Genomic DNA, 19472 nt, shown 5'->3' with positions numbered 1-19472 from the left:
TTCAATCCCTTTCCTTAACAGTCATAATATAATTATCAATTAATCTAGCCTTTTTATATTTATAAGCTACCGCAATAATCACTTGCCCAGATACAATTCCTTTATCTTCGAGTGCTGGATATGTTAGCACATCGACATAATCGATTTTACCATTTCCTTGTGAAAGATGATCTTTTATAAGCTTAATAACATCTGATTTTTTTCGCATTCCTTCATTTATCGCATGAGAAGCACGTAGCAACGAGTTATATATGATCGGTGCTTCCTTTCGTTCCTCGTTTGTCAAATAGACATTTCTCGAGCTTTTAGCTAAACCATCCTCTTCTCGTATCGTAGGACAACGTACGATTTCAACTGGAATATTAAACGCATTAACCATATTAATAATGACAGCAACTTGTTGAGCATCTTTTTGTCCGAAAAAGGCTTTTGTCGGTTGCACAATGTTAAACAACTTCATAACGACTGTTGCCACACCATCAAAATGGCCTGGTCGACTTTTTCCACAAAGAACATCTACACCTTTTGAAACGTGAATCATCATTGGTATTTCAGATGGATACATTTCAGCTATATCCGGATAGAAAAGAATATCTACACCGGCTAACCTCGCTAATTGCTCATCACGCTTAAAGTCACGAGGGTATTGGTCTAAGTCTTCATTTTCACCAAACTGGAGTGGGTTTACGAAGATACTTAAAATCACCTTATTTGTTTGGTTTCTAGCTTCTTCAATTAATGATAGGTGACCTTCGTGTAAATACCCCATCGTTGGCACAAATCCAATTGTTTCATTACTTTGCTGAATCTTCTTTATTTCTTCTTTGAGTAACGGAATGGTTTTAATGACTTTCATCTGTTCCTCCATATAACGTACTCACTTCAGTTTCATCCATTGAAAAGCTTTGTTCATTGCTAGGAAAAATCCCTTGCTTTACTTCTTCTCGATAGTTCTTAAGTGCCTCTTTTATCGATATTGATACTTGTGTGTATTGTTTAACAAATTTTGGTACATGGCCGTAGCCATACCCAATTAAGTCATGATATACAAGAACTTGACCATCGGTTTGATTTCCTGCACCAATTCCGATAATCGGTATCTGGCAACTGTTTGTTAACGCCTTACCTACTTCCTCAGGTACACATTCTACAACAATTGCAAGTGCACCTGCTTTTTCAAGTTGCTTTGCTTCAGCAAGCAATTGCTTTGCATCATGTGCGGTTTTCGCTTGAACACGATACCCACCGAGAATACCAACAGACTGTGGAGTTAAGCCAAGATGGCCAACAATCGGAATTCCGGCTTTCGTTAATTTTTCAATCGTTTGAACGACATCGCCAGCTCCTTCAAGTTTTAAGGCATCACATCCGCCTTCTTGCATGATTCGCTTAGCTGCTTCTAACGTTTGTTGGTAATCTCCGTGGTAAGAGAGATACGGCATGTCTGTCACGATAAACGTATCATTAGCTCCTCTTTTAACCGCCTTTGTATGATGAATCATATCGTTAATTGTAACTGGTATTGTTGAATCATAGCCTAATACGACCATTCCAAGTGAATCGCCTACTAAAATCATGTCAATTTCAGCTTCTTCAACAAAGCGTGCCGTTGGAGCATCGTAAGCAGTCATCATCGTAATTCTTTCATTATTTTCTTTCATTTTTTTTAAAATGTATCGTTGTTTTTTTCAATTCCTTTCACCCTCCTTTTATAATGAAGAGGAGTTGTGTTAAACACAAATAATCCACTTTCAATAAACAAGAAAGAGGATAGGTCAACTAGAATAAGCTATTTACTAATATGCAAGAGACTCAAATATCCCTCGCATAAAAATAGACTTATTATGACTCCTCTGTCCCAGTCAATCCTGATCAAGGCAGATTGATTTCACTTTTAAATAACGATAAAATGGTGCAGCTCGTGTAAAGATACCGCCCGTAAGAAAATAGTATAACAAACTTCTAGTGATTCTCGATATCAGCAGAATAAATCTGGTGAACTTCTCCACTTTCATCTTCAATGAGAAGACATCCTTCATTGGTAATTCCTTTAGCAAAGCCATAAATGTTCTTCGTTGGTGTACGTGCAGTTAAATAAGTTCCGATACTAATTGAGTGTGTTTCCCACATTAGCTTGATCGCTTCGAATCCATCGTTCATATAGAGTTTATACAACACTTCTAATTCATTCAAGACTTCTGCTATCAATTCAGCACGTTGTACATATTTTTTTGACTCTAATAATAACGAGGTTGACTTCTCTTGTAAATGTGGAGGAATATCCTCCGCTGTTTGGTTCACATTGATTCCGATTCCTATAATAACTGAATGCACAACATCAGGCTCCGATTGAATTTCTGTCAATATTCCTACTAATTTTCGCCCATTTATTAGTACATCATTTGGCCATTTTATCTGTGCCGTTACATCTGTCACCCGTTTTATCGCTCTCACAATTGCAACGGCGGTTAATAATGTGAGTTGTGGTGTCTTTTGCGGAGAGACGTTCGGCCGTAATAGTAAACTCATCGACACACTCGTATTTGCTGGCGAATACCATTCGCGGGACATACGTCCCTTTCCGTCTGTTTGTTCATTTGCAACGACTAAATGGCCTTCTTTAACCCCTTTTTGTTGAAGCTGTTGTGCCACTTTCTGAGTAGAATGAATAGAAGGATAATACGTTTGCTCTTGACCAAATACATCAGTCTTTAAATTCAGCTTAATATCGTGAGGTTGTATATCATCTCCTCTTTTGATTAAGCGGTATCCTTTTCTTGGAGCAGATTCTACTTCATAGCCATTCTTCCTCAATGTATCAATATGTTTCCAAATTGCTGTCCTAGAACAGCCTAATAAGCGACTAATATGCTCTCCTGAGACAAATTCACCCTCATTTTCCTCTAGTAGTTTTATTAATGTTTCTTTCAAATGAACGAACTCCCTTCTAACCATCTTAATAGCTCATTTTTTCATTTTTGCATGTCCCTTTTATGACGGCTATTTCTGCCTCTCGTAAAGCAGAACTGATCCACGAACCCGCTTTCTTCCCTATTTTTAAAAGGTCATGACCAGTAATAGCCAATTCACTACGAGAATGGATCGGAAGCTCTAACCATTTTTCTTTCAGCTCATCGCTATTAATAAAGGTGTACTGGAACTTTTTTCTTACATATTCAACATCTAATGCTACTTCAAGAGTAGCATCAAAGAGCATCTCACGATTCCAAGTATTGTTTACTCTCATTTTAAACCAGTCTAATCTCGTTTTAACCTGACGCCTTATCGCTGTTGGAACAGCCATATTTATTAGAAATTGCGATTTTGGTGGACTATAAACTAAGCAAAACGTGGTCCATATTAGAACATCTGACATTTGATTTTCAAGTAAAATCGAACGCAATTTTTCAAGTTCATTACTAGTTAACTGTAAAATAGGAATATCCTTGTAAAGCTTAGTATCTAAAAGTAGGTCAATTGCGAACTTTACGTAATGACCTTTTAATAATTTTAGCCATTCTTTAGAGAGGCGCTCTGGTGCGACAGAACGAAGCATCGAAGCTTTTTGAGCGATTACTTGCTTCGATGCTTGTTCAACATTATAGCCCAATTCACTTACAAATCGAATGACTCTCAACATCCTTAACGGATCTTCTTCAAACCGCTGATCAGGCTGTAAAGATCGGAGTAACCGTTGTTTCAAATCTGCTTGACCACCAAAAGGATCGATAATATCTCTAGACACATCCATTGCCATACTATTGATTGTTAAATCTCTCTTTCTTAAATCCTCTTCAATTGAATCCCCGCGCATTGTCGTTACTTCTAATTGGAGTTGATCGTAATGGACAATGACTGTTTGGTGCTCTGTATTCATTTGAAAGCTTTTATTAAATAATGTAGAAATTTGTTCAGGTGAGGCTGTTGTCACGATATCTATGTCTGAACAATCTTTTTCAAGTAAGAAATCGCGAACAGCCCCACCTACTATATATGCTTTATAACCTTGATCATTAAAAACGTGCAATAAATGCAGCACTTGATCGATATAACAATTATTCATTATCATCATCCACTCATATTATCGTTCTAACATTTTAGCATATAATTGTTCGTATTGACTTACAACATGCTCTGAATGAAATACATCATGGACACGCTTGATGCTTTCTTTTGAAAATTGCTGATGTCTTTTCTCATCTTTAAGTAATGCAACAGCTTTCGAAACGATACAATCAATGTCACCAACAGGACAAATGTATCCGGTTTTACCATCAACAACAACTTCAGGTATTCCTCCTGCATCACTACCTATGACAGGTACCCCACAAGCCATTGCTTCTAAAGCTACAAGGCCAAAACTCTCCTTCTCGCTTAATAGTAACATTAAATCACTCATTGAAAGCAATTCTGCAATATGCTTCTGATTTCCGAGAAATTGAACGCGACTTTCGATCCCTAATTGTTTCACCAACTGCCTAACAACAGGTAATTCTGGACCATTTCCAATTAGAAGTAGTGTAGACTTTAGATCTTTTTGAATACCAGCAAAGCCTTTAACCACATCACAAACACGTTTCACGGGACGAAAATTAGATATATGTATAATCACTTTTTCATCGTCAGCTAATTGGTAATGTTTCCTTAAATGACCAACTTCTTTTTTTGTATATACACGTTCATCAATAAAGTTATAAACTGTTGCAATTTCCTTATCGGTTCGAACAACCTCTTTCGTTTGTTCCATTAAACTTTGCGAGACAGCTGTTACGCAATCTGATTGATCGATAGCGAAACGAATTATTTCTCGTAAAGATGGGTCATAGCCTAAAACCGTAATATCGGTACCGTGAAGTGTTGTCATAATCTTCAAACCATTATTGACCATTTGCTTCGCTAAAATGGCACATATCGCATGAGGAACTGCATAATGTACATGTATAAGGTCTAATTGATTTCGTTTAGCAACCTCTGCCATTTTACTTGCTAACGTTAAATCATAAGGGGGATATTGAAATACAGAATATTGATTAACATCTACTTCATGATAATAGATGTTTGGATATACTCGATCCAGACGAAAAGGTACGCTTGACGTTATAAAATGAACTTCGTGTCCCCTTTCTGCAAGAAGTTTGCCTAGTTCTGTTGCTAAAACACCTGATCCTCCAACAGTAGGATAACAACTAATTCCAATTTTTAATTTCATTAAAGAATCCCCCTTCCACTTAACAGTTGTTCGACGATTAGCGGTTTTGATGTTTTAAACCCTTCTGCTGCTTTTACACCTACCTCTTTACCAAAGAGTTGATCTTTCGCCTCAACCGTATTTATATAATCGTTTGTAAGCGGGGTATGAACAGATTGCCTATTCATAGAGAATTGGCTCTTATATGATTGTAAAGCTTCTCTTTTTATTTCAATATATTCTGATATATCAATGACAAAATCCGGATGTTCATATCCGTTAATAAAATAATAAAATAGATTTGAAGGACGATAAGCGTTTCTCTTTTCTGAACATTGATAACGGTGAATGCCTGCATTGAAATAAGCCTCTTTAATGATACGGCTACATTCCCCGTGGTCAGGGTGACGATCAACTTCAAATGGTGCAAAGAGAATGTCAGGCTGGTAGCGACGTATGATTGAAACAATCTCAGAAAGCTGTTGTTCAGTTATGTATTTCAATCCACGATCACGGATATCTAGTTGTATACGCTTACACACCCCTAGCTTTTTACTAGCAAGCGCTGCTTCTTCTTGACGTAATTGAGTCGTTCCATTTGATGATAATTCTGCTTTAGTCAAATTACATATTCCGACACGTACACCTGCGTCTGCATATTTAGCTAGCGTTCCTCCCATCCCGATTTCGATATCATCAGGATGGGCACCAAACGCTAATAAATCTAATTTTTCCACTTGAATCCTATCCTTCACGCCATAATAAATCGCCACGCTCTAACCCTTTAATTAATACTTCGGCAGTACCTAGGTTAGTTGCTAGCGGAACATTTTGTACGTCACATAATCTAACTAATGCAGTTACATCTGGTTCATGAGGCTGTGCAGTTAGCGGGTCTCGCAGAAATACAATCAGATCAAACTTATTTTCAGCAACCAAAGCACCAATTTGTTGATCTCCACCCAAAGGACCTGATTTAAAACGAGTTACAGGCAAGCCAGTGGCTTCCATAATTCTTGTGCCAGTCGTGCCAGTTGCAAACAGTTCATGTTCTTGAAGTATTATTTTATAGGCTACTGTAAATTGAACCATATCATCTTTTTTCTTGTCATGAGCGATTAAAGCTATTCTCATCCGGCTTCTCTCCCTTTTTAATCAATTATCTGTTCTAAACCATATACAAGTGTATCAATTTTTAGTACTGTTTCAACGGCTAACTTTACACCAGGCATAAAAGAACCTCGATTGATCGAGTCGTGACGAATCGTTAACGTCTGTCCTTCTCCTCCAAAGATCACTTCCTGATGTGCTACTAAGCCTGGTAGACGAACACTGTGGATCCTCATTCCTTCAAAATCTCCACCTCTAGCACCAGCTAATTCCTCTGATTCCTGTTCATGACCTTGTTTTTTTGCTTCACGAACTTGAGAGATTAATTGTGCTGTTTTTAATGAAGTACCTGAAGGGGCATCTAATTTACGATCATGATGTTTTTCGATAATTTCTACGTCTGATAAATATTTAGCTGCCACCTGGGAAAATTTCATCATTAAAATGGCTCCAATAGCAAAGTTTGGAGCGATAATTGCACCGATTCCTTTATCCTCTGCTTGTTTACGAAGCTCCACTATATCCTCATCTGAAAATCCAGTTGTACCTACTACTGGTCTTATCCCGTGTTCAAAGGCGATTTCCATGTGTTTCCTACCAAATTGCGGTGCTGTTAAATCAATTAAGACATCAACATCATGTTCTTGAAAGCAGCGGTCCATATCAGTATAAATGGGGACATTTACAGAAGAGAAGCCTTCTACATCAGCTAATTGCTTACCATCATTTTTTGAATCAACAACGGCAACTAATTTGAAATGTTCTGTATTTTCTGCAAGCTTAACAGCCTCTCTTCCCATATTCCCTCGTGGTCCTGCGATAACAATATTAACGATTTTCTCCATTTATAGCACCCTCTTTATCCAATCTTGTCCAACGATCTTGATCTCGTTCATTAAATTTCTTCATAACTAAATCAAAGGCTTCATCTAAATCAATATGTAAGGAGTTGGCAAAACAAATGAGTACAAATAATAAATCCCCTAATTCTTGCTCCATTGACTTTTCATCTTCACTATTTTTTTTCGGCTTTTCACCATAATAATGATTAACCTCACGTGCTAGCTCACCTACTTCTTCAGTCATCCGGGCAAGCATCGCTAAAGGAGTAAAGTAACCTTCTTTAAACTGACCAATAAATTGGTCAACTTCATCTTGCATTTGCTTCATTGATTTTCCCATATTCTGACCATCCTCCTTTCTACATGTTAGCGAATTGTTGTTCATTTGACAAATAGAAAATTGTTTTTTGCTATATACTCCATGATTTCATATAATAATTCTACATTAAAATAAAGGCAAGGAGGAATCATTATGAATATTCTCATCCATTTTAAGAGAATCGTATTTATCATTTTTGGTTCAGCAATTTTATCATTTGGACTTGTTTATTTTAACATGGAAAATCAATTAGCTGATGGTGGCTTTACAGGTATCACCCTTATTTTATATTTCATGTTTCACATAAATCCAGCAATCTCGAATTTAGTTCTCAATATTCCATTGTTTTTTATAGGATGGAAAATACTTGGAAGAACTACGTTTTTTTATACATTAATCGGCACATTCAGTGTATCGTTATTTCTAGAATTTTTCCAACGTTTTCAGCTCGTCTCCATACCTCTTCATGATGATATGACGCTTGCTGCCTTATTTGCAGGTGTATTTATCGGGGTAGGACTTGGTATCGTTTTTCGTTATGGTGGCACGACTGGTGGAGTTGATATCATTGCAAAATTAGGATTTACTTATTTAGGGTGGAGTATGGGCAAAACGATGTTTATCTTTGATGCGGTCGTGATAAGTATTTCGTTACTTTATTTAAATTATCGAGAAGCTATGTATACATTGCTTGCTGTTTTTATTGCAGCGAAGGTGATCGATTTTATCCAACAAGGTGCTTATTCTGCAAAAGCCTCTTTTATTATATCTGAGCACGTATCAGAAATTGCAGCCAAAATATTAACTGAAATGGATAGAGGTGCAACGATTTTAAGAGGGAAAGGGACATTTTCTGGTACGGATAAAGAAGTGCTCTATTGTGTTGTTGGACGAAACGAGCTAATGCGACTAAAAGGTCTCGTTGAAAAAATTGACCCTCACGCATTCGTAACTGTTAATGATGTTCAAGACGTTATTGGAGAAGGTTTTACACTTGACGAACAAAAGCGTCCTCTATCACGTTGATGAAGCACAATTGGACATCTTAAAAGCAAAAAAGACGGCTGTAATGCCGTCTTTTAAGAAATAAAGTTGATTATACTCAAGAAATAATGAGATATTCTCACTGTAATCCGGTTATTTTAGTCGTCATTATTCATGCCAATATACATTAAGATAAAACGTGCTAATTCAAGCAACGCAACTAATGCACCAGCTACGTACGTTAATGCTGCAGCATCTAACACTTTCTTTGTTTCGCGCTCTTCATCGTTTCGTATTACACCCGCTGAAACAATTTGCTCCATTGCCCGACTACTTGCATTAAATTCTACAGGCAAAGTGACGACTTGGAACAACACTGCTGCTGCCATTGCTACAATACCGAGTAAAAGTAAATTTTGACTTGTTAGGATAATACCAAGCAAAATTAAGAAAAATGATGCATTGGAACCAAAGCTTGCTACAGGAACAAGTGCGTGGCGGAAACGTAAGAATGCGTAATTCTCTTGGTCTTGAATCGCATGCCCAACCTCATGTGCTGCAACGGCTGCACCTGCCACTGATGTTCCGTGATAATTATTAGTCGACAAGCGTACAACTTTTGTACGAGGATCATAGTGATCGGTTAATGTTCCCCTCACTTCCTCTACTCTAACATTATACAAGCCATTATCATCTAAAATTTTGCGTGCTACTTGAGCTCCTGTTAATCCAGATGAAGCTTGAACTTGTGAGTATTTCCGATAAGCACTTTTTACCTTTGACTGTGCCCAAAGCGGAATTATTAAGAGTAGTATAAAGTAAATAATAAACCCCATTTGTCCTATCACCTCTCATGTTGATCTATTCTATATAATAGTTTAATGAGAACATCAAATAAAGTCAAACAATTACGGTCATTTCAAATAAATGACAAAAAATTGTCACTTATCGATCACTTACTAGCTCAGCTGTTATTCTTTTGACGAACCCGTTTCTGTTCTGCACGGTATTTCCGCCAGCCAACATACGTTAAAGAAATAGTAATCATACTACCTATCGTAAATATCACCCACCAAAATGAAGGATCAGTATTATCCTCTTTTACTCGTTTATAAAGGTTCGTCCATTCCTCTTGCATTAGGATAAGGTGGTCCGTCAAGTGCTCTTGTTTAACATCCCCCATTCTATTACGTTCTAAATACGTAATCTGTGCATCCAATTTTTGGAGCTGTTGTGGATCAGTATCAATGAAAAGGGCTGGACGTATCATTTCATATTGATTTAGAAATTGATTTAATCTCAATTGAAATGTTTGCTCACTTTCCTCACTTATTGCTAGTTCCATGTCAGTTAACGCAGAAATAACTGCATCCTCTGTATGGAGCCATAATGGATGATATTCACTAGATAATGCATCAACTGCTAAACGAAACGAAGTAACTGCTCTTATCCGTTCCTCAATTGACATTTCAGCGGCAGTTACTGATTGTTCTGCATTTTCATAAGCTAAAATCACCGCACGCAATGCACTCATGCTGATTCCTTCTTGACTAAAATCAATTTCTAAAAAAGCTGTAGAGAAATAATCCATTAATTGCTTAGCCTCTGAATATTTTTCTTGTTTCGTTAATTGAAGTATTTGATCAGACATGTGATTAAGCTCTTTCCATGATTGTTCAGATGGAGAGTCATCAGCATATATAGTTAGTGGAATGATGAAAACGAGCATAATAACGAGGATTAATTGTCGCATCCTTGTCCCTCCTTTTTTCTACTCTCATCCTATGATTATGTGGACAAGAGTAGACCAATAAAAAGAAGGTTATTGTAAATTAAGTGTGAAACGTTTATTTCTAACTGCTAACAAATATACGACAAGTAGTGAGAATAGGCTAAGTCCGAAAGTGAAATAACCAATATGTTCAATATATGGATATAAACCTCTTGAAACCCAAGGATGCATCATATAATAATAATCGATAAAATCATTAAAGATCGTCCAACTAGCAACAATCAGTAAATGCCACGGCTTAATCCGGAAATAAGGAGAATAGATAATGCTTGTAATGCCATACCTCCATGAGAAAAAATGAGCATATAATTCTGCCAGTTTAACGGGTCTCCTACTACACCAGCACCAATATTCATTGCGACGGCCCATAATCCATATTTAATTAACGTTACAGCCGCAAATGCCTCAAGCAACGGAACGTTTTTTATATAAAAAGCCCAATAATACAAAAACGAAGAACAAACTAGCTGTTGGACTATCAGGGACAAATGGAAGAAAATAAAAAGGGGTTTGCTCTAATTGATAACGATACCAGTAATATCCGTATATTGTGCCTAAAATATTAATAATCAACAAACAAACGAGAATAGATTTATAATTAAAAAAAGGGAGTATTCTTTCTTTTAGCATACTTTGTACCTTCCTTTATGTATGTATTACGAAGAAAGTGCCCTAAAAGGCACAATTGACCTTTTAGGACACCTCGTATATGTCAGTATGTTTATTCTTCTGGATGTCCTCCAGAAACGATATATTCAGCGAGAATTTCGAGTTCTTCATCAGTTCCCTCGAACGCTCCCCCAGGCATTGCTGTACCCTCAATACCGTTCGTAATAACTTCAATCACTTCTTCAACTGAACGCTCTGTATCAAGTAAAGAAGGACCAACTCCCGGAACACCAGCTAACGTATCTCCGTGACAACCTATACAGCTCGTTTGCACGGAATAAATTTCATAGCCCTGTGCCTCCATATCAATTTCAACTTCCTCAACAATCATACCTTGCTGCGCCGCTGCTTCCCAATCATGTTGAGCAACAGATTCCCAAGTTAAATAGGCTACTGCTACAAACGATAAAATCATCAATGAAGTAGCAATCGGCCGTTTAATCGGACGACGTTCCTTACCTGTATCTAGCCATGGAGCAAGCATTAAAGCACCAAAGGCTAACCCCGGGATGACAATGACACCAATGACATTGTAATCACCAGAAGCAAATTGATATTTTAATAATTGATACAAGAATAAGAAATACCAGTCAGGTAATGGTATGTAGCCTGTATCATTCGGGTCTGCCATTCGCTCTAACGGAGCTGGATGTGCAACCGTTAAACATAGGAAACCCATTAAGAAAACAGCTCCGACTAACCATTCTTTTAATAAGAAATTTGGCCAAAAAGCTTCTGTCTTCCCTGGATACTCTGAATAATCTTTTGGTATGTTAGGTTTACGGTTATTTGCCTTTACGCGAGAATCACCGACAAACTGTAATCCTTTCCCACGTTCCATCTTTATTCCCTCCTTTACTAAGTTCGCATCACTTTAATCTTACAATGGACCTGAAATACCTTGCTTACGTATCATGTAGAAGTGAGCTGCAAGTAAGCCTAGCAAAGCACCTGGCAGGAAGAATACATGAATCGCAAAGAAGCGTGTTAAAGTTGCAGCACCTATAATGTCTCCACCTGCAAGTAATGCCCTTGCAAAACCACCGATAACCGGAACACTTTCAGCAATTTCAAGAACAACCGCTGTTGCAAAGTAAGCTTTCATATCCCAAGGTAATAAGTAACCTGTTACACCTAAAGCGAGCATAACAAAGAAAATGAGGACACCAACAACCCAGTTTAACTCACGAGGCTTCTTATACGAACCTGTAAAGAAGACACGCAACGTGTGTAAAAACATCATAACAATAACTAAACTTGCGCCCCAATGGTGCATCCCACGTACGATTACACCGAAGGCTACTTCATTTTGTAAAAAAGCTACAGATTGATAAGCGTTAATAATATCTGGTGCGTAATACATTGTTAAAAACATACCAGATAAAATTTGAATAACTGTAATAAAGAACGTTAGTCCGCCAAAACAGTATACGAACGCAGAGAAGTGGTGAGCAGGATTGACATGCTCAGGAACTTCGTGGTCAGCAATATCACGCCACATTGGCGTAATATCTAGACGCTCATCAACGTAGTCATAAATTTTTTGAAGCATTGATTACGCCCCTCCCTATGTTCGTTGATAAATTGATCCTAAATAAACTTTTCCATCCTCTACCTTGACTTCATACGCATCAAGCGGTCGTCTTGGCGGAGTACCAGCAATGTTTTGCCCATCCCTATCAAATCGTCCGCCGTGACATGGACAGAAAAATTGATCCGGATAATCATCATTGCCTTCGAACGCTACGGTACAACCAAGATGAGTACAAACAGCAGATAAAGCTGTTACTTCATTATCACGGATAAAAACATAGACGTCTCTTGATACCTCTGATTCATACCATGAATCAATTTGATTGAATGTAAATGGAAATACTTGAGGATCTTCAGTCAATTGATCTAGATCACATAGGTAAAGAAACTCAGATTCTGCTCCTGCTTTTAATGCCGGATCTAAAGCAAATCGTGCCATCGGCATCAAAATACCAGCTGCCATGAATCCACCAACACCAGTAAGCGTATACGTTAGGAACTGTCTCCGTGATACTTTGTGGTTTTTTTCGCTCACTCATTTTCCCCCCTTGCATAAGTAAAGTCAACCCAAATGGGCAATAAGCACATATTATACTAGGACATACTCATGATAATACAACAAAGATGAATGTGCAACAACTTCTAAATATCGGCACAAATTCGGCAAATTTGTTTACTCTACTGTTTGCCATTTTTTTGTCACAAATGGGATCAGTTGCTTCATTTGATCTTGTATGACTCTTTGTCGATTTTCGTTATCAAGATGTTCCAATGGAATAGACGGTAACCAAATATGTAAACCGTTTAAATGCTGTTCTACTTGACGCCACTGGCCATCAGAAGTTAAGTAAATGACATGCTTAAACCCTTCAGCTACTAGCTTGTCCTCCCATTTTTTTAATTTGTTTAAAAGCTCATCACTTGCCTCAGATAACAAATAAGTAAATGCTGGGAATAATATAACACGTCCACGAAACTGGTTTTCTAATTCATGGGAAATAATTGTTATAAACTCGCCCATCGATACAGTTGTTTTAACATCATTTCCCCATGTAATTGGCACTAATGGAATAACCGCTGTATCTATATATTCCCTCGCTTGTAAATATGTATCCAGATCATTTGCATTCCATTTCATATTTTCACCTCTTTATCACATACGATCACTAAAAAATTATCGATCAAGCTTTTTTAACTCTTCTAGAAGTTCCATAAACAAAGTATGATTTCGCTCATCTAATGCTCGGTCAATTTCCTTTTTTAATAGCTGCTTGCGATAGTCTGTCAATGATCTTGTTAAAATGAATGATGCTGCTTCGTCATACACTTTGTCTAATTCAACATTTTTTGGTACGAATGGGTTTTCTTCTAGCACACTTACATAAGGAGGATAGCGGTTAGATTCACGAAAATGCAGTTCAATATAGACATCCTCGGTATGATTTAAACGGATATCATGAAACGCTTTTTCTGTATCAGTTGTCACATGATATTGTTTATGAAAAGAAAAAGGGAGTTGATCTACTCCTTTTGCAGAGATAATTAATCCTTTAGGAGTATGAGCTGCTTTCTCAACGAAATGAACATATTTCATAATACTATCATGATTCATTAAATAATTTAGTAACCACGTACACTCACGACGCTTTAATTCATATTCATTTAGAAATTGTTTTAAAAAATCCTTCTTCTCACTCACTGAAATCATATGACCCATTCGTATCCTCCCTCGTAATTTCATACGTATTTATAGCCATCCACCTAAAATGCCTTTAGTTACATGACAAATAATTAACCCTTTTTAAAATTGATTATCTAATACTTCTACAATATCATATCGTTCTGGTTTCATTGTTAAAAGTCGTTTGAAAATCTCCCTTGCTTTTTCTCTTTTTCCATACTCCATTAAGAAATAACCGTATTCTTCTAAGAAATCCGCATCATCGTTATAATCTGGAGCAATCTGCTCATATAAACGATATGCTTCTTCAAACTCATCAGTTTCTCTTAATGCTGCTGCTTCATACCATTTATACATGAGATCTTCTTCTTTGTATTCTTTCATATGATTCATTAAATCAAGCAGATCATCAAACAATTCATGGTGCTTATAGTATGCTGCTAACGTATGAACCGCTTCTACATTTGAAGGGTTTAATGCAATGACTTTTTTTAAATACTCTTCCCCATCAACAGGAATATTCTTTTTAAACGCTAGTTTTGCTGCTTGAATATACAACGATTCATTAAACTCATCAACACTCATCCCAGCCTTAATGACATCTAGTGCGTCGTCTATTCTTTCTTCTGCTTCATACGCTTTTGCTAAAAAAGGATACACAGTTGAATAATCAGGATCTAATGTTTTTAACGTTTCGAATTGTTCTATTGCTAAAACATTATCACCCATCTGGTAAGCGGTAAATCCATATCCAAACAGACCATCAGGGGTCATATTTTTTTAACGCCTCGTTGATAATAGTGTAGTGCATCTTCAAACTGTCCAGTTGCACTATAGGCTTCTGCTAATGTTAATTCTAAATATACGTCTGGAATCGTTTCACCTGAATGAACAGCTTTCTTTAAATAAGGAATACTCTTTCCGTAATCTCCTCTTGATAAGTAAAATTCACCTAGACCGTAAGAAATAATTGGCTCATCTGGAGCTTTTTTGACCGCGTTAAGTAATTTTTGTTCGGCAACCTCATCTAATGACTGCATTTGATATAAATCAGCTAATAATAATTGGGCCTGCAAATAAACAGGGTCATCTTCTTTAATTTCATTTAGCATTTCAATGGCCTCGTCTTCTTCGTCCATATCAATAAGTAATTCCGCAGCAAATGTATATAATTCTCCTTCATCAGGATACAATAGGAGCAATTCATCTAACACGTCTTTTGCCTTTTTAATATGTCCTAACTCGTGATAAACTTGAGCAATTTCATATTTTGATTGGTGATCTGCTTTTTTTCTAGCCGTTCTAATTCAAGTAACCCTTCATCAACTTCACCATTTTCGATCTTATCAATAATTTCTTTAAGATTCATTACTATTCCTCCTTTTTCACAAGGGTACCGATATCGTATCATTTTTTCAGTTATGAAGAAAGGAAACGTACTTCTATGTATGAAAGTAGAGAAGTCTACTCTACTTTCTTAATATGACCAATTTTCCATATTGATCAGCGATATATTCCATTTTCTAACGTTATAACATCATTCATTGATAAAAAACGACCTGGTCGAATGATTTTTATTCTTTGTCCGTAACCTTGATCTAAATCAATGTCCTGAAAAACTTTTAAAACTTTACCCCTTAAAACGACAAGGTCTGGTTCAGCACGTTCATAAAGTTCATCATCTCCTCTCAAAACTTTTAATCGTTCATATCTGCTCTTAACTTTTCCATTTATATAAGCAATATAATCGAGATCACTTCCAGCAATCAACGTTCCTTTTTGCGGGAATAACCCGATTTTCTGTAAAAATGTTTTACTTAATGTGGAATTAGATAATTCATTAAGTTCTGTGTGAATACCGTATTCTAGACAATATTTTTTCCAAGTCATATAGAGGGTTTTCTTCCTCTTAACTGAAGAATGAAAGATTGGTATCAGCATTAATGGGTAATGCAATAATGAATGAGATATATGAGTCCACTGGATCGAATGAATATCTGCTACCTTTTTAATTTCTACTTTTAAAAATGGTATTAGTAGGTTTTGACATTTCCGAATAAAACTTGGACGAACTAAATTGACCGGTACCGTTAATCCTACAACATAGTCAATTGTACTTCTTTCCATAAATTTAGACCATTTTAACGGAATGTTCGGCAATTCGCTTTCATATTTTACATAGGGAGCAACTGCAATTGTTGTGCACCCTTCTTTAATGAGCTGTTTTTGCCTATCGGAAAAATGCTGATTAGAGGGGTCTTTCAGTAATTGATCTTCAAAATAAATACGTCCATTACATATTAAAGTACCGTTCATATTTACTCTTTTTCGATTCCATTGCTGAAATGATGAAGTTGCATAACGTATCTTTCCACCTTCCACAATGTAACAACGATTCTTCCATTTACGTTCATCTACTTTAGTCACTTTATCTAATAAATACATTCTCTAAGCCCCCTTGATTTTCCTTTCTACTAGACAAGCTATGTTGTAGAAATACGAATCAGAACTTAGAGCAATACGATAATTAATTTCTAAAATTTCACCAAACCAGTTGACTTTTCCCAAAAATGAAGTATACTTAAATCAAGCGTATGGTTTCTCTCCACTCCTATCCATACAACTTAGCTTATTTTACCTCGCATTTGTAAACGCTTACTAGTTTACTAGCGAGGCTTTTTTTTATTCTAGTAATTCAAAACTGACATTCCACATAAACAATAGTTCTAAACTCCACCCCATTTATAGAAAAAACGATCTACCTCAATACATATCAAGGCAAACCGTTTATTATAAGCTTTTTACTTATTTTGTAATGCGTTTATATGTTCAAAAAAGCTTGTATATGATACTGCGATTGCTTCACTTCTTTCAATAGTCATTGGTTCTTGTGCAATCAGTGCGGCTATTGCCATAGCCATCCCGATACGATGATCACCATAACTACTAACTTTAGCTCCTTTTAAAGGTGATTTACCTTCAATAATCATTCCGTCATCTGTTGCCTTAATTTGAGCCCCAGCCTTTGTCAGCTCACTGACAACTGTGTCAATACGATTTGTTTCCTTTACTTTTAATTCTTCTGCATCTTTAATAACCGTCGTTCCTTCAGCTTGAGTAGCTAATACAGCGATAACTGGAATTTCATCAATTAAACGTGGTATTAAATCACCACTTATTTCAATTCCTTTTAAATTAGAGGTTGTGATTGTTAAATCAGCAATCGGTTCCCCACCTGCCATTTTCTCATTTTCAATGAGCAGTTCAGCCCCCATTTGCTGTAAAACATCGATAATACCTGAACGAGTCGGATTCATTCCAACACCTCGTAACGTAATCTTACTTTGCGGGACAATTGCTCCGGCAACAAGGAAGAAGGCGGCGGAAGAAATATCACCTGGTACAACAATATGCTGTGCTTGTAACGATTGTCCCCCTTCAACTGAAACGGTTAGTCCATCTCGTTTCACTAAAACTCCAAATGCTTCTAACATTCGTTCAGTATGATCACGTGATAAAGCCGGTTCTGTAACCGATGTCGTTCCTTCACTTTGTAGTCCAGATAGTAGAATTGCCGATTTTACTTGTGCACTTGCTACCTTCGATTCAAATTGAATAGCTTTTGTAGCACCTCCACGAATTGCTAAAGGTGTGAAATTCCCGTTATCGCGACCATCAATTATCGAACCCATCTCTCGTAATGGTTTTGTCACTCTTGCCATCGGTCTTTTGGCAATCGAGTCATCGCCTATGACGACTGAATGAAATGGTCGAGTCGCTAATATACCTAACATCAACCTTGTCGTTGTACCAGAATTACCTACATCTAAAATTTCACTTGGTTCTTCTAGACCTGTCCACCCTTTTCCTTCAATTGTAACTCGTTCATTTTCCTGTTCAATCTTGACACCTAATTTTCGAAAGCAACTGATCGTACTTAAACAATCATCTCCAGGTAAAAACCCTTCAACTGTTGTTGTACCATTTGCAATCGCTCCAAACATGACGGCTCGATGCGAAATCGATTTATCTCCAGGAATTTGAATTGAACCGTTTAAACCGGTACGAGCTTGATTTACTTGTACGTTAGTCATACATGTCCCCCTTATAAAATATACGTTTCATACATTGCCTGTTCAAGGTGCTTCTTTGCTCTTTGTCGATCCTCTTCAGATCGAAAGCTAATACTAAGTACGCCCATTATATCTTCACGTGTTTCTAAGATCCGAATATTTGTTAAACTAATTTCATGCTCAGCTAAAATACTTGTTACATCGGATATCACACCAGGGTGATCAGGAATATCTACGAACAAATCATAAAAAGATGGAATGGCCCCTTTTTCACGTGGTGGTAATCCTTCACGAAAGGCTTTTGCCGTTTGGAAATAATCAAAAATAGCATCAGCATTTTCTTGCTCTAGCATTGTCTGAACTTTTTCCATCTCTTTTGACCATTTATCTAAAAGCATTAATATACTTTCTTTGTTATGTAATAAAATATCACGCCACATCGTTGGACTTGATGATGCAATTCTCGTAATATCTCTAAAGCCACCAGCAGCAAGCTGTGACACAACACGATCATCACTATCTAAATTAGATAGTTGGTGAACAAGTGACGCTGCTACAATATGTGGAAAATGGCTAATAGCCCGGCAAAACGATCATGCTCTTCCGGAGTTAGCTCCATAAAGGTGGCTTTCGTTCCTTTTAACCAGTTTTGTAATTGAATAATGTGTCTGACATCCGTTTGATTAACAGGAGTAAAAATGTAGAAAGCATTTTCAAATAAATGAACACGTGCTGCTTCCACACCACTTTTATGTGAGCCTGCCATTGGGTGCCCACCAATAAATACAACATCTTTATCCTCTAAACAAGCTGCAGTTTCGACAATTTTTTTCTTGGTGCTTCCAACATCTGTTATAATTGCCCCTCGTTTCATTTCTAATTGACAAAGTTCCCTTATTAATTCTTCTGTTTTTAATACAGGCGTTGCAAGTACAATTAAATCAGCTTGTTTAACACCGTCCTCAATAGAATCCACAGCTTTATCAATCACTTTTAATGAAAGTGCCATCTTTTGTTGCTGTTGTGAAATATCATAGCCTAAGACTGTAACATCATGTTCAGCTCGTATCGCTAACGCAATTGAGCCACCTATTAACCCTAGGCCGATAATGAATGCTGTTCGCTTCATGCCGTTCTCCTTTCTAAGCAATTTTACACGGCTATGATAAAAATTTAACAATGTCGTGCGAGTTTATGTAAATAGTGTACTTTCAAAAAAACGACTCTCTACCCTACTTATTCGGTAAAAATCCGCCTCTCATCCATATATGAAAGACGGAC

The 19472-nt window shown here is 36.9% G+C and carries 22 protein-coding genes and 2 pseudogenes; 1 reads left to right on the top strand and 23 read right to left on the bottom strand.

The genetic code is table 11. The features are described 5' to 3' along the window. Position 1: 1 nt before the first annotated feature. The 9 genes from panC to JCM19034_RS01915 form a co-directional block, all read right to left on the bottom strand. Positions 2-856, bottom strand: a complete 855-nt coding sequence (gene panC, locus JCM19034_RS01955) for a pantoate--beta-alanine ligase (protein WP_062046843.1) — start codon at positions 854-856, stop codon at positions 2-4. Continuing rightward, positions 843-1661, bottom strand: coding sequence for a 3-methyl-2-oxobutanoate hydroxymethyltransferase (gene panB, locus JCM19034_RS01950; RefSeq protein ID WP_062046841.1), 819 nt, complete (start codon positions 1659-1661; stop codon positions 843-845). The genes panC and panB overlap by 14 nt, the downstream gene beginning before the upstream one ends. Positions 1662-1962: 301 nt before the next feature. Continuing rightward, a complete protein-coding gene (locus JCM19034_RS01945) occupies positions 1963-2931 on the bottom strand; it encodes a biotin--[acetyl-CoA-carboxylase] ligase (RefSeq protein ID WP_231686756.1) in 969 nt (322 codons plus the stop codon). Positions 2932-2956: 25 nt separating this feature from the next. Next, positions 2957-4063 (bottom strand): CCA tRNA nucleotidyltransferase, encoded by a 1107-nt coding sequence (locus JCM19034_RS01940; protein ID WP_062046837.1) that lies wholly within the window; start codon positions 4061-4063, stop codon positions 2957-2959. An 18-nt stretch (positions 4064-4081) separates the two neighbouring features. Beyond that, entirely contained in the window at positions 4082-5209 is a 1128-nt protein-coding gene (gene bshA, locus JCM19034_RS01935) for an N-acetyl-alpha-D-glucosaminyl L-malate synthase BshA (RefSeq protein ID WP_062046835.1), read from the bottom strand. Beyond that, positions 5209-5925 carry a bacillithiol biosynthesis deacetylase BshB1 gene (bshB1, locus tag JCM19034_RS01930; protein WP_082393714.1) on the bottom strand — a complete coding sequence of 239 codons (717 nt, stop codon included), beginning with the start codon at positions 5923-5925 and terminating at the stop codon, positions 5209-5211. The genes bshA and bshB1 overlap by 1 nt, the downstream gene beginning before the upstream one ends. A 7-nt stretch (positions 5926-5932) precedes the next feature. After that, positions 5933-6322 (bottom strand): methylglyoxal synthase, encoded by a 390-nt coding sequence (gene mgsA, locus JCM19034_RS01925; RefSeq protein ID WP_062046833.1) that lies wholly within the window; start codon positions 6320-6322, stop codon positions 5933-5935. A gap of 17 nt (positions 6323-6339) precedes the next feature. After that, complete coding sequence (gene dapB / locus JCM19034_RS01920) at positions 6340-7143, bottom strand: 4-hydroxy-tetrahydrodipicolinate reductase (protein WP_062046831.1); 804 nt, start codon at positions 7141-7143, stop codon at positions 6340-6342. After that, positions 7127-7480, bottom strand: coding sequence for a nucleotide pyrophosphohydrolase (locus JCM19034_RS01915; protein ID WP_062046829.1), 354 nt, complete (start codon positions 7478-7480; stop codon positions 7127-7129). Before JCM19034_RS01915 ends, dapB begins: the two co-directional genes overlap by 17 nt. A 132-nt stretch (positions 7481-7612) precedes the next feature. Here JCM19034_RS01915 and JCM19034_RS01910 point away from each other — a divergent pair, with 132 nt between their 5' ends. Beyond that, on the top strand, positions 7613-8485 hold the full coding sequence (locus JCM19034_RS01910) for a YitT family protein (RefSeq protein ID WP_062046827.1): 873 nt from the start codon (positions 7613-7615) through the stop codon (positions 8483-8485). Between the two features lie 116 nt (positions 8486-8601). Here the strand turns inward: JCM19034_RS01910 and JCM19034_RS01905 are convergent, their stop codons facing one another. From JCM19034_RS01905 to JCM19034_RS01850, 14 genes and pseudogenes are all read right to left on the bottom strand, one after another. Further along, a complete protein-coding gene (locus JCM19034_RS01905) occupies positions 8602-9279 on the bottom strand; it encodes a zinc metallopeptidase (RefSeq protein ID WP_062046826.1) in 678 nt (225 codons plus the stop codon). Between the two features lie 128 nt (positions 9280-9407). Further along, positions 9408-10196 (bottom strand): sporulation protein YpjB, encoded by a 789-nt coding sequence (gene ypjB, locus JCM19034_RS01900; RefSeq protein WP_062046824.1) that lies wholly within the window; start codon positions 10194-10196, stop codon positions 9408-9410. Positions 10197-10265: 69 nt separating this feature from the next. Beyond that, a pseudogene (locus tag JCM19034_RS01895) lies at positions 10266-10865 on the bottom strand (DUF1405 domain-containing protein). Positions 10866-10956: 91 nt separating this feature from the next. Continuing rightward, a complete protein-coding gene (locus JCM19034_RS01890) occupies positions 10957-11745 on the bottom strand; it encodes a c-type cytochrome (protein ID WP_062046822.1) in 789 nt (262 codons plus the stop codon). 39 nt (positions 11746-11784) lie between these two features. Next, a complete protein-coding gene (gene qcrB / locus JCM19034_RS01885) occupies positions 11785-12456 on the bottom strand; it encodes a menaquinol-cytochrome c reductase cytochrome b subunit (protein WP_035340191.1) in 672 nt (223 codons plus the stop codon). A gap of 15 nt (positions 12457-12471) precedes the next feature. Further along, positions 12472-12972: a ubiquinol-cytochrome c reductase iron-sulfur subunit gene (locus tag JCM19034_RS01880; protein ID WP_062046820.1), complete on the bottom strand. Its 501-nt coding sequence runs from the start codon at positions 12970-12972 to the stop codon at positions 12472-12474. A 138-nt stretch (positions 12973-13110) separates the two neighbouring features. Then, a complete protein-coding gene (locus JCM19034_RS01875) occupies positions 13111-13575 on the bottom strand; it encodes a YpiF family protein (RefSeq protein ID WP_062046818.1) in 465 nt (154 codons plus the stop codon). A 36-nt stretch (positions 13576-13611) separates the two neighbouring features. After that, positions 13612-14154, bottom strand: coding sequence for a ReoY family proteolytic degradation factor (locus JCM19034_RS01870; protein ID WP_062046816.1), 543 nt, complete (start codon positions 14152-14154; stop codon positions 13612-13614). A gap of 84 nt (positions 14155-14238) precedes the next feature. Beyond that, a complete protein-coding gene (locus JCM19034_RS22685) occupies positions 14239-14892 on the bottom strand; it encodes a lipopolysaccharide assembly protein LapB (RefSeq protein ID WP_231686755.1) in 654 nt (217 codons plus the stop codon). Next, a complete protein-coding gene (locus JCM19034_RS22680; protein WP_231686754.1) occupies positions 14889-15332 on the bottom strand; it encodes a lipopolysaccharide assembly protein LapB in 444 nt (147 codons plus the stop codon). Before JCM19034_RS22680 ends, JCM19034_RS22685 begins: the two co-directional genes overlap by 4 nt. A gap of 23 nt (positions 15333-15355) precedes the next feature. Next, the gene (locus JCM19034_RS23865; protein ID WP_269431647.1) at positions 15356-15487 is read right to left on the bottom strand and encodes a hypothetical protein; all 132 of its coding nucleotides are present in this window, start codon (positions 15485-15487) and stop codon (positions 15356-15358) included. Positions 15488-15621: 134 nt separating this feature from the next. After that, complete coding sequence (locus tag JCM19034_RS01860) at positions 15622-16563, bottom strand: hypothetical protein (protein WP_062046815.1); 942 nt, start codon at positions 16561-16563, stop codon at positions 15622-15624. Positions 16564-16919: 356 nt separating this feature from the next. Then, positions 16920-18212: a 3-phosphoshikimate 1-carboxyvinyltransferase gene (gene aroA / locus JCM19034_RS01855; RefSeq protein WP_062046813.1), complete on the bottom strand. Its 1293-nt coding sequence runs from the start codon at positions 18210-18212 to the stop codon at positions 16920-16922. An 11-nt stretch (positions 18213-18223) separates the two neighbouring features. Beyond that, positions 18224-19320: pseudogene (locus JCM19034_RS01850) on the bottom strand (prephenate dehydrogenase). Positions 19321-19472 lie beyond the last annotated feature (152 nt).

This window comes from Bacillus sp. JCM 19034 (assembly GCF_001310635.1).
Classification (GTDB): Bacteria; Bacillota; Bacilli; order Bacillales; family Bacillaceae_D; genus Halalkalibacter.
This window is presented reverse-complemented; position numbering and strand designations above follow the sequence as displayed.

Bases quoted from the DNA above. Each gene is read 5' to 3' on its own strand.
- JCM19034_RS01860 (WP_062046815.1), bottom strand. From the start codon at position 16,563: ATGTATTTATTAGATAAAGTGACTAAAGTAGATGAACGTAAATGGAAG.
- JCM19034_RS01905 (WP_062046826.1), bottom strand. From the start codon at position 9,279: ATGGGGTTTATTATTTACTTTATACTACTCTTAATAATTCCGCTTTGG.
- mgsA (WP_062046833.1), bottom strand. From the start codon at position 6,322: ATGAGAATAGCTTTAATCGCTCATGACAAGAAAAAAGATGATATGGTT.
- JCM19034_RS22685 (WP_231686755.1), bottom strand. From the start codon at position 14,892: ATGACCCCTGATGGTCTGTTTGGATATGGATTTACCGCTTACCAGATG.
- dapB (WP_062046831.1), bottom strand. From the start codon at position 7,143: ATGGAGAAAATCGTTAATATTGTTATCGCAGGACCACGAGGGAATATG.
- bshA (WP_062046835.1), bottom strand. From the start codon at position 5,209: ATGAAATTAAAAATTGGAATTAGTTGTTATCCTACTGTTGGAGGATCA.
- panB (WP_062046841.1), bottom strand. From the start codon at position 1,661: ATGAAAGAAAATAATGAAAGAATTACGATGATGACTGCTTACGATGCT.
- panC (WP_062046843.1), bottom strand. From the start codon at position 856: ATGAAAGTCATTAAAACCATTCCGTTACTCAAAGAAGAAATAAAGAAG.
- aroA (WP_062046813.1), bottom strand. From the start codon at position 18,212: ATGACTAACGTACAAGTAAATCAAGCTCGTACCGGTTTAAACGGTTCA.
- qcrB (WP_035340191.1), bottom strand. From the start codon at position 12,456: ATGCTTCAAAAAATTTATGACTACGTTGATGAGCGTCTAGATATTACG.
- JCM19034_RS01890 (WP_062046822.1), bottom strand. From the start codon at position 11,745: ATGGAACGTGGGAAAGGATTACAGTTTGTCGGTGATTCTCGCGTAAAG.
- JCM19034_RS23865 (WP_269431647.1), bottom strand. From the start codon at position 15,487: ATGAATCTTAAAGAAATTATTGATAAGATCGAAAATGGTGAAGTTGAT.
- JCM19034_RS01910 (WP_062046827.1), top strand. From the start codon at position 7,613: ATGAATATTCTCATCCATTTTAAGAGAATCGTATTTATCATTTTTGGT.
- JCM19034_RS01870 (WP_062046816.1), bottom strand. From the start codon at position 14,154: ATGGGTCATATGATTTCAGTGAGTGAGAAGAAGGATTTTTTAAAACAA.
- JCM19034_RS01915 (WP_062046829.1), bottom strand. From the start codon at position 7,480: ATGGGAAAATCAATGAAGCAAATGCAAGATGAAGTTGACCAATTTATT.
- ypjB (WP_062046824.1), bottom strand. From the start codon at position 10,196: ATGCGACAATTAATCCTCGTTATTATGCTCGTTTTCATCATTCCACTA.
- JCM19034_RS01875 (WP_062046818.1), bottom strand. From the start codon at position 13,575: ATGAAATGGAATGCAAATGATCTGGATACATATTTACAAGCGAGGGAA.
- JCM19034_RS01940 (WP_062046837.1), bottom strand. From the start codon at position 4,063: ATGAATAATTGTTATATCGATCAAGTGCTGCATTTATTGCACGTTTTT.